Below are 15,235 nucleotides of genomic sequence, written 5' to 3'. Positions count from 1 at the left end.
GTAGTAAAGAGTAAAATCGGATTTTATTGTCGTAAATTTAGAAAAACCGACCCTCCGAATGACCAATTAATCTGGCGAGATATTGTTGTGCCGACGGATCGTACTGATCAAAGGCTTTTCTTTTGACCTGGGCATCTTTACCCCCAAACAATTGCATTCAACAAAAAAAGAGCCCCTGCAAGGGGCTCTTTCGCTTGGTCTCTAACTCTCGCAAGTAAGCAATTAGCTCATCTCGACCGGCGCCGCCGGAACCGCAAAGTTTTTACACAATTCCAGCACTTCGGCTCGGATCGCGGCGTGGGTTTTTTGATCTTCGGGGGCTTTCAGGGCTTGCAGGATCCAGCCGCCGACTTGTTTCATCTCGGCTTCTTTCATGCCGCGAGTCGTCAGCGCCGGCGATCCGACGCGGATACCGCTGGGGTCCATTGGTTTTCGTTCGTCGAACGGGATCATGTTTTTGTTGACCGTGATGCCGCAATGATCCAGCACTCCTTCGGCGATCGCGCCGGTCGTGCCGACGGACGTGACATCCATCAGCATCAAATGGTTGTCAGTCCCGCCGGTCATCAGGCGAACTCCGCCTGACATCAGCGTGTCGGCTAACGTCTTGGCGTTGGCGACCACCTGCTTGGCGTAATCTTTGAACGACGGTTGCAGCGCTTCGCCAAAACAAATCGCTTTGGCGGCGACAACGTGCATCAGCGGGCCCCCTTGCGTGCCCGGGAAGACATTGCGATTGATCAGCTTCGCATGTTCTTCTTTGCACAGGATCAAACCGCTGCGCGGGCCGCGGAGCGTTTTGTGAGTTGTCGTGGTAACAAAGTCGGCATGCGGCACTGGGCTGTTGTGCATGCCGCCGGCGACCAGACCCGCGTAGTGGGCCATGTCGACAAATAACTTGGCGCCTACTTCGGCGGCGATCTCGGCGAACTTCTCGTGCGGGATTTCACGCGGGTAAGCGCTGGCGCCGGCCACGATCAGTTTGGGCTTGTGCTCACGAGCCAACTTGAAGATCTGATCGAAGTCGAGACGTTGCGTCTCGCGATCAACGCCGTAGCTGACAAAGTTGTAAAGTTGCCCGGAGACGTTCAGCTTCATGCCGTGCGTCAGGTGACCGCCGTGCGCCAGGTCCAGTCCCAGGATCGTATCGCCGGGATTTACCGCGGTTAGATAGACGGCAAAGTTGGCTTGCGATCCGGCGTGCGGCTGCACATTGGCATGCTCGGCGCCAAACAACTCTTTCGCGCGGTCGATCGCGATTTGCTCGACAACGTCAACATATTCGCAGCCGCCATAGTAGCGTCGGCCGGGATAGCCTTCGGCGTATTTGTTGGTCAGAACCGAGCCGGCGGCTTGCTGGATGGCGGCGCTGGTGTAGTTTTCTGACGCGATCAGCTCGAGCCCGTCCGCCTGACGGCGCTGCTCGTTAGCGATCGCTTCCCAAACCGACGGGTCATTTTGCTTAATGAAATTCATGGCGTTCCGAAATTAGCGGGGCGAAGCAGAATTGTCGCGACCGGCCTAAGCGTCCTAGCGGGAGGCCGAAGAATCCATCATTGTCGGGGGGCAAGCCCGATGCGTCAATCGCCCGGCCGGCGGGTTGAGCGGGACAGACGGTGCGAAAGTGGAGGGAGACAGTTTTGGGAATGTCTAATGCCTAAGAACTAATGTCTAGGGAAGAAGAGGAAATTGCTCTGCAACTTCCACGATCACCCTTCGTCATTAGGCATTCGTGATTAGTAATTAGACATTTACTCGCACTTATTCACCCCAAACCTTCGGCGTTTTGTAGTCTTTTGGCTGCGGCCCCGCATTTTTGGCAGGGGCGGCTTCGGACGCAAGTTGGTCAAACTTGGTGCGCAGTTGTTTCAGCTGCTTTACGTTGGAGGTCGCCAGGTTGGTTTGCTCGGCTAGGTCACTGCTCAAATTGAACAGCTCGACCTTTTCTTTGGGTTTGCCGATGTTGTGGATGACCAGTTTCCAATCGCCGACGCGGATCGCGCCTTCGGTGGGGGTGATGTTGCAAACGATCACGTCATGAGGTGAAGGTTGGCCGGCCGTGATTGTCGGCCAGATGTTGCGGCCATCCAGCGGCTTGGCTTGCTGCAAGGAACCGCCGGCCAAGTCAACCAGCGTCGGATACCAATCGACGATGTGCAGGGGGGCTTCCACTACGGAGCCAGGGGAGATCTTTCCTTGCCATGATGCGAATGCACAGACGCGGACGCCTCCTTCGTAGAGCGTATGCTTGCCGCCGCGGAGTGGTCCGTTATCGGTCAGCTTGCCGGGCTCTGGTCCGCCATTGTCGCTGCTAAAGACGAAGAGCGTGTTATCGAACATCCCTTGCTGCTTGATCTCGGCGACGATTTGTCCGATCGCTTCGTCCAATGCTGCGATCATGCCGGCGTAGGCTTGACGCCGTTTTTTCATCTCGCTGTATGGGGCACTGTAACTTTCAGGAACTTGCAGCGGCGAGTGGACTGCATTGAACGGCACATACAAAAAGAGGGGCTTCTGCTTATCACGCGTTTGAATCACGCGGATCGCTTCTTGGGCGATGAGATGCGTAGCGTACCCTTCGTCGTGATTGACCTGGTCGTCTTTGTGCCAATCGTGTCCCCCGTCGCGATCATGGGTGAAGTAATCGAGCGCCCCGTTATAGTGTCCGTACTGATGATCGAAGCCGCGCGCAGTCGGCAGATACGCGGGCGAAATGTGCCCCAGATGCCATTTGCCTACGATTGCCGTTTCGTACCCGGCCTCGCGCAGCGCCTCGGCCAAGGTCCGTTCTTCCAGCGGCATACCATAGTCGGCCCACGGGCGGACGACGCCGACCTGCAATCCGTACCGCATTGGATAACGCCCGGTCAGCAGCGCCGCCCGTGTTGGCGAGCAAACCGACTGAACATAAAATTGCTGTAGCTTGGCGCCAGAGTCCGCCAACGCATCCAACTGCGGCGTCTTGATCGGACTGCCGCGCCAACCAACATCGGCGCCGCCAAGATCGTCGGCCAACAGAAAGACGATGTTAGGACGCAAGGCGTCGGCTGCAATGGCATTAACGGCACAAGTCATGCATAACAACGCGGCGGCAAACAGTCGGCGAACGGCAAGCATGACAACCAACACAGGGCAGAAGAGAAGAGTTGGATGGAAAGGCTGTAGTTTACTTCAAAGCAACCGCCAAAATGAAGAATGACGAAGCACAAATGTCGAATATAGTCGGCGCCCAGAGATCGTTTACACGCGCAGCGGCTGTTTGATGAATCCGACATTCGCCCTGCGCCATTCGATATTTCCTCGTCAGGTCTACCTAAATTGACATTCCAGTAATCACTCAGACTCAATCCAACTATGGCTGGTTCTGCGCCCGTAATGAAATTTAACTGCCGCCGCTCGCAAATCCTGTTTCAATTCGCATCAAGATTGGCTATGGTAGGACTTGCTTTCCCACCGACGCAGCAATGATTTCCCCCCCACCTTGGACGTTGCGTTAGCCATTTGATTTCTAGGAAGCGATATGCACCTTCGAATACTGCTTGGCGTTTTGCTTAGCCAAGTCATTTCGGCCGCCGCTTGCGCCCAGACGATTGTGGAATTTGGTCGGGACGTCCAACCGATTTTAGAGTCCCGCTGTCTCGAATGTCATGGTCCCGACAAAGCGAAGAGCGACTTTCGGGTGGATGACGCTGACACGATCAGCTACTACGTCGAGCCCGGCGATCTAGAGGCGAGTTCGCTATGGACCGATTATCTGATTACAGAAGATCCCGACACCAAGATGCCGCCAGAATCGGCCGAGCACCCGGCAGGCTTGCCGGCTGGCGAATTGGCGATCATAAAGCTGTGGATTGAGGAAGGGGCCAATTACAAGTGGGTGAGTGATGCTTTGGTAACCGACCCGGCAGAGCCCACCGCTCCGCTGAGCATGACGACCAAAATTTGGCTGTTTCAAGGTTTGTTCCATCCAGCGTCGACGCACTTTCCGATCGCTTTGCTGTCGATTTCGATGGCCTTTCTGGCGATCTCGTTTTTCACAGGCAAGTCGTTAGAGTCTGCGGCGTTCCATTGTCTGTGGGTTGGCGCTTTGACCGCGATTCCGGCTTGCATAATGGGTTGGGCTTACGCGACCGACCAAGGCTACCCTCATCCCTTCTCGTTCGACTTCTTTACGAGTGGAATTGCTCGGCACAGTTGGTTGGGAATCGGCGTTGCCGTGCTCTCGCTGCTGATCGTTCCGGTCGCCTATTTCGCGATCAAAAAAGAGAGCTTCCGCTTGAAGCTCGTTTGGTTTGCCGGTTGCTGTTTACTGGCAATTGGCGCTTCGCTGGTGGGCTTTCAGGGAGGTGAACTCACTTACGGCGAAGGACACTACGCCATCGAATTCGAGCGGTTATTTCTCGCCGACGAAGGGCCGATCGAGACGCACCCCAAAAACGAACCGATGATCCCGGTCGTTAAAGCAGAAGAGTAGTCATCCACCGCTCCGGAACTACTCTTTCTTTTTCGCGCTTCGTTCTAACGCTGCGCGGCGGATCTCGGCTTGAGCCTGATTCAGCCGTTCTGGCCACGCAAACGTTGGCGCCTGGCTAGGTTCATAACCGGCCATGTGAGCCTGCAGACGCGTCACTGGTTTGGTGTAGACAATTTCGGTAGCACCAAAGACCTCTGCACACAGCTTCGCCAGATCAGGGTCATACTCGCGCAGCTCTTGCCGCGTATCTACATGATTGTGATCGTGATCCGGTGGGCGATTGTTGTTGAACCACGACTGGACTCCTTCCGCGAAATACTCGCAGTGATTGACTGACGCGTATTTTCCTTCCCACAACTTCGCGTCCATCGCGCGCTGATAGGCGGCTTTCAGCCGATCGTCAAACGTGGGATCAATTCGAACCATCCCACGCAAGTGGATGTTGTGCGCGAACTCATGGATCAAAATGCACTCGGCGACATAGGGATCGCCGGGATATCCGAGCAGATTCTCTTCGCCGCAAGTGCAATAGGGATCGTCCTGTGAACCGCCGGTTCCGCGAGCTCGGGCGTCCCAAAAATCTTTCGGCTGAAAATGAGCGAACTCTGGCAGATCGGTCGTGTACTGGTTGTATCCAATGATCAACATCCGCGAGCCGCTGCTGACCATCGCCTGCTTGATATCAGGTCGCTGCCCTAACATCTGCTCAATCAAAAACGCCGCCTCTTTTAACGCGTAGTCACTGACTGAAGCCGAAGCCAAAATCGGGTAACCGCCGGCATCGACATATTTGCCGTAGAAGGGATCGGCCTTCAGTTCGGCCGGAGGCGCCGTCACAGGATAGAGCTCGTCGGCCTCAACCGGCGTTGCAGACAACAGCAGGAATGCCGTAACCACATATCCAAATTTGGGCGTTCTCATTCCAACCTTCTTTGTCAGTCCGCCGGCTGATAGCCGGGGAAAACCAAGCCAATGTTGCGATCTGATGTTGTGCACAATAGATCAAGAGCGGCCCGATGTCAAAAGCTTTCGCTCGCTCATTTGATTCGCAACACTGACGGTAATCGGTCGACACTTTCATTGCTCGAGACGTATTGGTTCCGTAATATGCTTGTGTCGAAGGGTGTCGTCACAAACGTCAGTTGGTCAAACGAGGAAGTTGTTCGTGAGAATCCGGGACTCGGTCAACGGTCTGTTTCGGAAGTCGCCCTCTCCTGATTCCGTAATATTCTACGACTTCGAAGTAGGCATAGCCGTTCGAATGCCACGTAGAGAATTGAGACCAGGGGCAGTCGAAGTACAGATGCAGGGAATCGATGGCCCGGTTTGGATTGCGTCGGATCAGGTGCAACAGAGCCCCATCCAACACGAACCTTTCAATGAGGGAGTTCGTAACTATTTGCGCCAAATACAAACCGCGTTTGGCGAACAATACCCTTTGACTCTCGAGCAGTGGGAAGATGGCTTTCGACGCGACACGAACCCCGCCCAACAGATTGCAATCTGGCTGCACGCCGCGAATGTCTATTTGCATTTTGCAGCTGATGATTCATCCGCCGATCGACGACGGGACTTCTACGGCTGCATCATGGCTTGCATGACGGCGAGTCCCGACTCGGTGTGGGACATTCTAGAACCGAAGGTTCTGGATCGCTCGGAGGCTGAACGCATAGTAAACCGATTTTACGGTAAAGAAGAGTGAGCCTTAGTCGGACGTAAGATCGCACAACGCGCAGCGACTAAAACAACTCCCGCTCCACATCCTTCGCCAATCGTCGCCGCGCCATCTCGCAGTACTCAGCAGATTGATCGACCCCCAGATAATGTCGTTGCAACTTCCGCGCGACTAGGCCGACCGTGCCGCTCCCCATAAAGGGATCGAGGGCGACGCCTCCTTCTGGGCAGGTCGCCAGCAAACAGGTTTCGACTAGCTTCTCGGGGAAGACGGCGAAGTGGGCTTCGCGGAATTTGGAGAGGGAGATCGACCAGACGGTTCGTTTGTTACGCCCTTGCGGATGGAACGCCTGATCCCACCGGGCGTCATGCAAGTTGGACGAGCCGCCGTTCTTGCCGGCCTCGGGGGTGCTGCCGCGCTGATGGAAATGACGGCGACCTCCCTTCATACGGCTGTTTTCGCTGAAGGTGACATGCGGCTCGCGGATTGCGTCGGCGTTGTAGTGGTACTCTTTACTCTTGCTAAAGAAGAAGACGTACTCGTGATCGGTCGTGGGACGCGTCTTGACGCTCGACGGCATCGCGTTCGGCTTTTGCCAAATCACATCGCTCCGCAAGATCCAGCCGGCGTCTTTCATCGCTAGGGCAAACCGCCACGGCATGCCAAGCAGCTCACCGTTGACATACTTGTCCCCCAGCACCACCCAGATCGAACCAGTCGGCTTAAGCGTGCGCTGCACCTGAGCGAACAGAGTGACTAGTCGCTCGATATACTCGGCCGGAGTTTTCTCGAGGCCGATTTGATTGTCACCACTATATTCGCGCTGCTGAAAGTAAGGAGGGCTGGTGACAACCACATCGATAAACTCGGCAGGCCAATTGGACATCACCCTCGTCGCGTCGCCGCAATAGACCGAGTCTAGCGGCGGCTGAGAAAGTTTCTCTCGTTTCGGCGCGTCCTTTCGCGGCATACGGCTCACATTTTGTCGACGGTCGAGATTCCCAGCAAAGCGAGACCCTGTTGTATCACCCGAGCGGTCAAATCGCAAAGGAGCAATCGGCTTTGCCTTAGCTCTTCGCTTTCGGCCTTCAACACAGGGCACTGCTCAAAAAAGGTCGAGTAAGCTTTCGCGAGATCTTCAAACAGATAATTGGTCAGCTGGTTAGGGCGATAGTCGGCGACCATATCATCCAGCGCTTCGGAGAACCGCAGGACTTTCATCGCTAGCGCTCGTTCGGCCGGCTGGTTTACAAGGATTTTCGCGCCGCTGCCGCGTAATTTGGCCAGATCAACCTCGCCGCGCTGGAAAATGCTTTGCACCCGAGCATAGGCGTACTGCATGTAAGTCGCCGTATTGCCGTTGTAGGCCAGCATCTTGTCATAACTAAAGACATAGTCGGTCTCACGATTGTTTGACAAGTCGCCATATTTCAAACCACCGATACCGACCCGCTGCGCCACGTCGCTGTATTGAGCGTCGGTCAGGCGGCCGGCGTCGTCGTTACCGCGGACAATTTTGTCGGCGCGAGAAACCGCTTCGTCTAACAAACCCTCCAGGCCGATCGTATCGCCGGAGCGGGTTTTGTACGGCTTGCCATCTTCGCCCATCACCGTACCAAAGCTGACATGCTTCAGCTCGACTTCGGTGTAGCCCCATTTCTTGGCGGCGGCGAACAGCTTTTCAAAATGGTCACCCTGACGGAAGTCGACCACATACAAAATCGCGTCCGGCTTCCACTCGCGCATCCGATATTCGATCGTCGCCAGGTCAGTCGTCGCATACAGGAACGCGCCATCCTTCTTGCGAATGATCATCGGCGCTTTGAAGCCATCCAAGAAAACGCAGAGCGCTCCTTCTGATTCGGTAGCGAAACCTTTTTCGATAAAGTCATTGGCGACTGTCGCCAACTGATCGTGATAAAAGCTTTCGCCCAGCTCATAGTCGAAGGTGACATTCAGTCGCTGATAGATCCGCTGGATATCTTCGCGGCACTTCGGCAAAAACTCGTGCCAGAGGGCCAAGTTTTCTTCGTCGCCGGCGTGCAGTTTGGCCGTCTCGTGCAGCACGGCGCTGCTAATGTCGGCATGGGCGGCCGCCAGCTTGGCGAACTCGGAATCGGCGGCAAGTTCGGCTAGTTTGGTCTGATCTTTCGAGAGTTCTTGGCTCGCTTCGTTGGCCTGGCGCTCTAGTTTCTCGAGCTCTTTGCTTAACTTCTTATCGGCCGCTTTGTCGCCGCTTGGCGGCGTCGCTTTGCGCTCTTCAATTTCGGCCGCCATCTCCAGCAGCTTCCCTTTACGGCCAGGCAACGCCTTCTGACCATCGACAAAATCGATGATCTTCCGCACGTAGCGATACAGCCGCGATAGTTCGGCGACGGGACTTTCGGCATAGGCCTGATTGTCGCGGAAATTCTTGAAGCCATAGATGATCATGCCGAACTGCGTTCCCCAGTCTCCCAGGTGATTGTCAGTGATCACTTCATGCCCCAAAAAGCGGAGCGTATGGGCCAAGGAGTCGCCGATCACGGTCGAGCGGATATGGCCCACATGCATCGGCTTAGCGACGTTGGGGGATGAAAAATCGAGCACGTATTTCTTCGGCTCGGCGACCAGCGGTACACCGATGCGCTCGTCTGTGACGGCGGCTGCCAGTTGCTGTTCGATCCACGCAGCTTTCAGCGTGATATTGATAAAGCCGGGCCCGGCGATCTCCAGCGGTTCGCAGATGTCTGACAAGTCGATTTTCTCGACAATCTCGGCGGCGATCTCACGAGCGTTCTCTTTGCCCAACATTTTCTTGAGCGGCATGGCGCAGTTGGCCTGATAATCGCCAAATTTGGGGTCCGACGTCGGACGAATCATTGCGAGCAGCGGCGCCGTATCGTCGACGCTGTCGGCCAACATCGTCGTCAAAACAGCGTCAAATCGGCCTCGCAGGGCTTGCAGAATGTTCATGCGGCGTAAGGAGTTAGGGCCAAAAAACAGAGGCGCAAACCGCCATTTTCAAATGATTGGCCCCTTTTTACAAGGGAGGAGAAAAATAGAACACAGATCCCACGGTGGAGCCGACGGTAAGAAAGAAGCAGGCAGACGCAAAAGACAGCGTGCTAATAATCGCTTCTCATTCGTTAGACGCTAACTTGACCTTTGCTAAGGTATTTCTTTCTTACCTTGTGTTCCATTCTGCCTAAAGCCCCTGGGCGCTGGGCTGATCAGTAGAGAAACTCAAGACGTTCGCTTCCTACAACCACCGTGACACGCCGCCGATGTATTTGTTCGATTTAACGCTGCCGACGCCTGAGGAAAACCTAGCCCTGGATGAGGCGCTGCTGGAAGCAACCGAGGCCGGCGAGCTGACCGGCGACGTGTTTCGCTTGTGGGAACCGCAATCACCGTTGGCCGTGATCGGCCGCGCATCGAAGCGTGCGGACGAGGCCAACCTGCCGGTCTGCCAGCAACTGGGAGTGCCGGTCCTACGGCGCTCTAGCGGAGGCGCCGCGATCGTCGCGGGGCCCGGCTGCTTGATGTACGCAATCACGTTGGGGCTAGCCAACCGTGAAGACTTGCGAGCCATCGATCAGTGCCATCGCTATGTGATGGAAAAAATGCTCGCTGCGCTCTCGCCGCACGTCGCTGGAGTCATGTTCCAAGGAATCTGCGATCTAACCTGGAACAATAAAAAGTTCAGCGGCAACAGCCTCCGAGTCAAACGCGATCATGTGCTGTACCACGGAACGCTACTGTACGATTTTCCGCTCGAACTGATTGCCGACTGCTTGAACCATCCGCCGCGCACGCCCGACTATCGAGAACAGCGCGAGCATGATCAGTTTGTCACCAACTTGCCAATCACTCGCCAACAATTGCGCACTTCGCTGATAGAAACCTGGGAAGCCAACGAGCCGCTCACCAATTGGCCCCAACAGCGCACCGCCGAGCTGGTCGCCGAGAAATACGGAACCAGTAAGTGGAACGCGATGCGCTAGGTAGCTTGGGTTGTTCTCGATTCCATTGGGCCGTGACAAAAGGGTGGCGCAAGCCGGCGATGTTGTTTGAGGTAACTCAATGAATCTCCGGCTTGCTCTACCTTTGTACTCTTGGGGTTACGAAGTCAGCGTCGCATCAAGCGTGATTTCGCAGTTGAGAACTTTTGAGACGGGGCAGCCGGCTTTGGCGGCGGCGGTGAGTTCCTTGAACTTGTCCTGATCAATGTCGGGAATCTTGGCCGACAAGGTGAGATGGACGGCGGTGATCGCGAAACCTTCTCCCTGTTTTTCGAGAGTGACGTCGGCGCGGGTTTGCATCTTTTCGGCAGTGAATCCGGCTTCGCCCAGGATGAGCGACAGCGCCATGGTGAAACAACCGGCATGCGCGGCGCCGATCAATTCTTCAGGGTTGGTGCCGGCTTTTCCTTCAAAGCGAGCGGCGAAGCCATAGGGATAAGCATCCAGTGCGCCGCTCTTGGATGAGATGGCTCCTTGACCATCCTTGAAGCCCCCTTCCCAAACGGCTGAACCGTAGGTTTTCATTTTCATCGTTGACAATCCTTGTTTTGCGTGAGCTTGGTGAATAATTCTCGAAGTCTGTCACGATGCGACCTGCACGCATCACGATCGCCTGATGTTAGGCGCGTCGCCGTATCTGTGACGATAGCGCCTGGCGCGGCAGTGTGCAAGCGTCATGAAAAAATCGTGAGGATTCAACGAGAATTATTCTCCAATCGTCACCACGCGTCCCGGCGATCCTTCGACCGATATTTTCTCGAGCACTTCTAGCTTGGTTAGTGACAATACCCAGATCGTTCCATCCCCGGGATTGCTAATACAGGCATATCGCCCACCGGGCAGCAAGCAGATATCGTGATGGCCGCTATGACCGACCACTTTGCTGCGACCGACTGGCATGCTTTTTACCACTTTGGCGTCGGAGAAATCGCCGTTGCGATCAGGGTCGAGATTGACAACCGTTAATAGTTCTTCGGCTTCGCCGTCGTGGCGATCTTGAAACAGAAAGGCCATGCGTAAACCGCTGGCAGTTTCTAGAATCCGCGGCGTTGTCAGGCGAAGTCCTGCGGCCGTTTCGATTGGCAGTTTTTGAATCGTCGGCTCGGCTGCTGCAGCATCGATCATGCCCAAGAAGGATTCGTCCGTGGAGCCAGAAGTGAACAAGGTCCAGTGTCCCGCATTGGCGAAGGCGCCGGTTCGCAGCGGCTTGTCGGAGTCTGCGTTTTTACCCAGCGAAAGATGGTGGACTTCGGCCGTCTCTTTGTTTTTCGAGAAGTTCAGATCGGCGTCGACCCAGCAGATACCGTCCGCGGGCGCAAAGAAGACGCGTCCTGAATTGGCGGTTGCACCATGCAATCCTCCAGTCGGCGTATGGATCGAGTAATTGGCTGTACCTTTTTGATCATCTCGCAAGTTGATGACGTCGATTCGTCCGGCATTGTCTCCTTCGCGATCGATCCAAGTCGAGTATGCAACTTGATCATCAACCGCAGCCATTGTGATATGATCGCCTCCGCCAGAGAAGAAGGTTGCCGCTTGATCAGACTTTGCCGTCAGTTGAGTAGGCCGAATGCGTGTGAAACCGTCGTTTTGATCGTTAGCCAGGTAAAAGGCGCCGTCGTATTGGTAGAGATGGGCAGGATTACCAAGCTGATCGTTCAGCTGCTTCGCGAGAATCTGGGGAGAATTGGGGAAACGCCAGTGCGTGTGGTCGCCATGCTCTTCTTCGACGGCGCCTGCGTCGATGGCGATCCAACCACTTTCGATCTCTCCCTCTTCGGCGTCACGTACGCCGACTAGCAAGACGTTGCCGATTGCTTCCATCTGCACAAGCGACTGCGAGTCACGATCAATCGACGGAAAATCAGAAATCGTGGCCGGTACGAGCGTCCATTTTTCTCCCTTGGTCAGATCGCCATACTGTAGCGTCGCTTCGGCCTCGTTCTGCCAAAAGAGACGCGCAATGACGCGGCCTGCCGTTTGCTTGTGGGGCGAAGTTTCTTCGGCTCGCAGCCAAGTGGCTGACAGGATGAAAAATAACATGAACGCAGAGAGATAGCTTTTGTAGCTGTGCATGGTTAGTTCGCTCGATGGATGGATTAGATAGATAGGGCAATTGCAGCACTAGTTTGCTGTTGGAGCCAGTGGCCCGACTCCGCTGGAAGTGGTAAAGCGTTTTTTCTCCCAGTGAATGCAGGTCCAAATCGCGTTCTCTTTGGCGGAACGGATCCAGTAAAAGCGACGTTGGTCATCGGCCGTATAAACGACCGGCTCTCCTTCGACTTCGGTGCTGTCGCGCCATGCCGGCTGCGTTTGAAAAAATCGAGTGAGGATTGTTTGATCGGTTGGTTGGGGCGCCCCTTGCTTGCGCCAGGAGGTTCCCTGTTCGGTGAATTGCTCGACGGCGACTGAATCGGCGGTCACGACCGCTTTCTCAGCATCCGCGCCGCATCCCAGGCAACCAAGCAACAAAATCATCATCGAGATACGCAGGCGAGCGTGATTGGGGTCCATGGGAAGCCTCATTTTTCCACCGTCTCTTCGCCAGGCGATGGCTCTGAGATGCAGTAGAGTCGTGTCCCGGTGCGAACCACGATTTTCCCTGCGACAGCGGCGGCGCCGTACACGATCGGATCACGAGCGTTGGTTTGCGACTCACTGCGACGAGCGGCCATTTGTTTTGCCGCTGTTTGAATCTCCTCCGCATCCAAGCGGCCGTCTTGGTTAGAATCACTAGCCGGAAACATCCCACGAAAGCGCCCCGTGATCTCGTCGATTGTCAGAAATCCATCGCCGTTGGCGTCGTTGTCTGCTAGTAAATTGTCAAAGCTGCTCGAATCTCGCGCAGAGGAGACGTTTTCGACATAGGTCTCAGGCGAAGGCGGCGCGTCGAGCTCCCACAGCAGGTTGGCCGCAAGTTGCTCAAATTGAGGACCAGACTTTAAGACGATCGTTTGGCCATTCTTACCAAAGAAATAGACGCGATCTTGCGACACGATCGGAGTAGCCCAGCAATCAGTCCCGATTCGCTTGGCATAGTGCTGTCTCCCGGTCTGCTTGTCCAAGCAGTAGACGACACCGACATTGTTCAGGTAATAAACGCACTCGCCGCAGACAACGGGGGATGCATAGTCACTGACCGCTTTCTCGGCTCTCCAGACGATCTGCGGAGTCTCGGCTCCGCTGGTCTGGATACAAAGATTAGAACGCTGAGCAACATTGCCGCCTGCTCTTTCAGAGACCCGGGCTCCTACATACAGTCGGTCGCCATCCGGAGTTGGAGATGCAACCGTGTTACCATCCAACTGGCCGACGGTCCAAAGCGAATCCCCCGAATCCGCATCATGAGCCGATACGGCTCCGTTCGAGCTGATGATGATCTGGCGTTGGACGACAATCGGCGATGACCAAGAGTTCGACGAAGGACGCTCAATTTTCCAACGGGTTTCCCCTGTTTTCTTATCGATCGCGATCAAGTACGAGGGGCCGCGATGTTCGAGATTCAAGATAACGCATTGCTCGGTCTGAGTCGGAGACGCTCCGAGGCCGTGATTATTTTCCAAGGGGCCGAAGTCCGTGACCAAATCACGACTCCACAGCAGGTTGCCAGCATGATCAATCGCAGCGACATCTCCACTTTCAAAGAAGAGATAGACGCCGTGATCGTCGACGGCCGGAGTCGGAGCGGCTCGGGCCATCATATAGCTGGAAGGCGCCGTCGCCGCGGCCGGAAAACGATATCGCCAAAGTTGTCCGCCGGATTGAAGGTCGATGCACGAAACGGCGCAGGTCTCTTTGTTCAAGCCTTCGACAGAGGTCACGAAAACCCGTTGGCCATGGATAATCGGGGTCGATTGTCCATAGCCTTCCAGCTCGCGCTGCCAGGCAATCCCCGTTTGGGGTGTCCACGATAGAGGCAATTGGCCGCTGGTCGCAGAGCTGCCGCCTGAGCGAAACTGAGGCCAACTTGCCGATTGACCATAGAGTCCGGCTGAGAAGGTAAAGCACGCCAAAAGCGCCAGCATGGGCGAAATGGATTTCATTTCAAGGTCCTGCATTGTGTGAAAATTGAAGGAGTGGCGGCGTTCTAAAACTCGCCCAGCACAACGCCGTCGTTGCGAGCATGCAGGTTTCGCCAGGTCGATAGATCAACGGTCTCGCTCACCAACCGGACGCTGCCGTCAGCCAGAGCGATCATTACTCCGCCTGGGTGAGCGCTGCGAGCGCCCATCACTGCATCGCCGTGATACAAGATGTCAGGAGACGGCGAATTCGGCGAGAAATAGCCGTTGATAAACGAATGGTAAGTGAGATTGCGGAGCCATTGTCCGGCGCGGCGACCGCTATAGCTGGCGACCGATCTAGCGTGAAGATCATCCGCCGATGTCGAACATGGAGAGCCGCCGCCGCTTGTGGAACGGAGTTGCGTCTGCGCATTGACCAGGTCGGTCGAGTCGAGCCGGCTGCCGAAAAGGGTTTCGGCCAGCACGATAGTATGGCTGGTTCCGTCGGTAATATCTTGAAACCGCGTTTTAGAACCGCGCCAAAAGAGCCCGCCGGTGTCACTCGCACTGCAATATTGGAGGCCGACGCCGGGACCAGCGTTGACCATATAGTTGCCGCCGGCCCAGGTAATTCCACCATCCTCATACAGCGGTTCGCCGGGATCGCTAGGGCAGATCAGCACATCGATCTTGGTTCTGACCAGGTCGTGATAGATCGGGTTCAGCGTCTTCATATAACTGACTCCAAGCATCAGCGGCTGCGAGAAATCAAGCTGATCCTGGAAGTTCCCCTGCTCGATAAACGGCAGCATCTTTGACTGGGCCGAATAGCCGTAGTTTGAATCTTCAGCCGGATACGGGAACGTTTTGTAGGTCGATTCGTAATTATGCGTCGCCAGCGCTAGCTGCTTCAAATTGTTGCCGCACTGCATTCGACGAGCCGCTTCGCGGGCCTGTTGTACGGCCGGCAATAGCAGACCAATCAGCACGCCGATGATGGCGATCACCACCAAAAGCTCAACTAGGGTAAAACCGCGACGCCGCAAAACAGGGAAACAGAGGGCAGTCTTCATCAAGA

13 protein-coding genes are annotated in these 15,235 nt (G+C 55.5%); 3 read left to right on the top strand and 10 right to left on the bottom strand.

Annotated features, from left to right (window positions below; translation table 11 throughout):
• Window positions 1-222: 222 nt before the first annotated feature.
• Window positions 223-1,476: a serine hydroxymethyltransferase gene (glyA, locus tag SH421x_RS16385; RefSeq protein ID WP_488850512.1), complete on the bottom strand. Its 1,254-nt coding sequence runs from the start codon at window positions 1,474-1,476 to the stop codon at window positions 223-225.
• 285 nt (window positions 1,477-1,761) lie between these two features.
• Window positions 1,762-3,117, bottom strand: coding sequence for an arylsulfatase B (locus SH421x_RS16380; protein WP_488850510.1), 1,356 nt, complete (start codon window positions 3,115-3,117; stop codon window positions 1,762-1,764).
• Between the two features lie 403 nt (window positions 3,118-3,520).
• On the opposite strand from SH421x_RS16380, the gene SH421x_RS16375 reads away from it, so the two are divergent.
• Entirely contained in the window at window positions 3,521-4,474 is a 954-nt protein-coding gene (locus SH421x_RS16375; RefSeq protein ID WP_488850508.1) for a c-type cytochrome domain-containing protein, read from the top strand.
• 18 nt (window positions 4,475-4,492) lie between these two features.
• Here the strand turns inward: SH421x_RS16375 and SH421x_RS16370 are convergent, their stop codons facing one another.
• Window positions 4,493-5,395: a hypothetical protein gene (locus SH421x_RS16370; protein ID WP_488850506.1), complete on the bottom strand. Its 903-nt coding sequence runs from the start codon at window positions 5,393-5,395 to the stop codon at window positions 4,493-4,495.
• A 382-nt stretch (window positions 5,396-5,777) separates the two neighbouring features.
• Between SH421x_RS16370 and SH421x_RS16365 the strand changes: the two genes are divergently transcribed.
• Complete coding sequence (locus tag SH421x_RS16365) at window positions 5,778-6,176, top strand: hypothetical protein (protein ID WP_488850504.1); 399 nt, start codon at window positions 5,778-5,780, stop codon at window positions 6,174-6,176.
• A gap of 37 nt (window positions 6,177-6,213) precedes the next feature.
• On the opposite strand, the gene SH421x_RS16360 is transcribed toward SH421x_RS16365, so the two are convergent.
• Both SH421x_RS16360 and argS read right to left on the bottom strand, forming a co-directional pair.
• Entirely contained in the window at window positions 6,214-7,119 is a 906-nt protein-coding gene (locus SH421x_RS16360; protein WP_488850502.1) for a DNA-methyltransferase, read from the bottom strand.
• A gap of 5 nt (window positions 7,120-7,124) precedes the next feature.
• Entirely contained in the window at window positions 7,125-9,104 is a 1,980-nt protein-coding gene (gene argS / locus SH421x_RS16355; RefSeq protein ID WP_488850500.1) for an arginine--tRNA ligase, read from the bottom strand.
• A gap of 311 nt (window positions 9,105-9,415) precedes the next feature.
• On the opposite strand from argS, the gene SH421x_RS16350 reads away from it, so the two are divergent.
• Window positions 9,416-10,135, top strand: a complete 720-nt coding sequence (locus tag SH421x_RS16350; RefSeq protein ID WP_488850498.1) for a lipoate--protein ligase family protein — start codon at window positions 9,416-9,418, stop codon at window positions 10,133-10,135.
• 117 nt (window positions 10,136-10,252) lie between these two features.
• On the opposite strand, the gene SH421x_RS16345 is transcribed toward SH421x_RS16350, so the two are convergent.
• From SH421x_RS16345 to SH421x_RS16325, 5 genes are all read right to left on the bottom strand, one after another.
• Window positions 10,253-10,684 (bottom strand): OsmC family protein, encoded by a 432-nt coding sequence (locus tag SH421x_RS16345; RefSeq protein WP_488850495.1) that lies wholly within the window; start codon window positions 10,682-10,684, stop codon window positions 10,253-10,255.
• A gap of 174 nt (window positions 10,685-10,858) precedes the next feature.
• A complete protein-coding gene (locus SH421x_RS16340; RefSeq protein WP_488850493.1) occupies window positions 10,859-12,229 on the bottom strand; it encodes a lactonase family protein in 1,371 nt (456 codons plus the stop codon).
• Window positions 12,230-12,277: 48 nt separating this feature from the next.
• A complete protein-coding gene (locus tag SH421x_RS16335; RefSeq protein ID WP_488850491.1) occupies window positions 12,278-12,667 on the bottom strand; it encodes a hypothetical protein in 390 nt (129 codons plus the stop codon).
• An 8-nt stretch (window positions 12,668-12,675) separates the two neighbouring features.
• Complete coding sequence (locus SH421x_RS16330; RefSeq protein WP_488850489.1) at window positions 12,676-14,196, bottom strand: outer membrane protein assembly factor BamB family protein; 1,521 nt, start codon at window positions 14,194-14,196, stop codon at window positions 12,676-12,678.
• Between the two features lie 44 nt (window positions 14,197-14,240).
• Window positions 14,241-15,230 (bottom strand): DUF1559 family PulG-like putative transporter, encoded by a 990-nt coding sequence (locus SH421x_RS16325; RefSeq protein WP_488850487.1) that lies wholly within the window; start codon window positions 15,228-15,230, stop codon window positions 14,241-14,243.
• Window positions 15,231-15,235 lie beyond the last annotated feature (5 nt).

The sequence above is a fragment of the Blastopirellula sp. SH421 genome (genome assembly GCF_057808535.1).
Note: the sequence above shows the minus strand (reverse complement) of the source record. Positions and strands in the feature narration are given on the sequence as shown.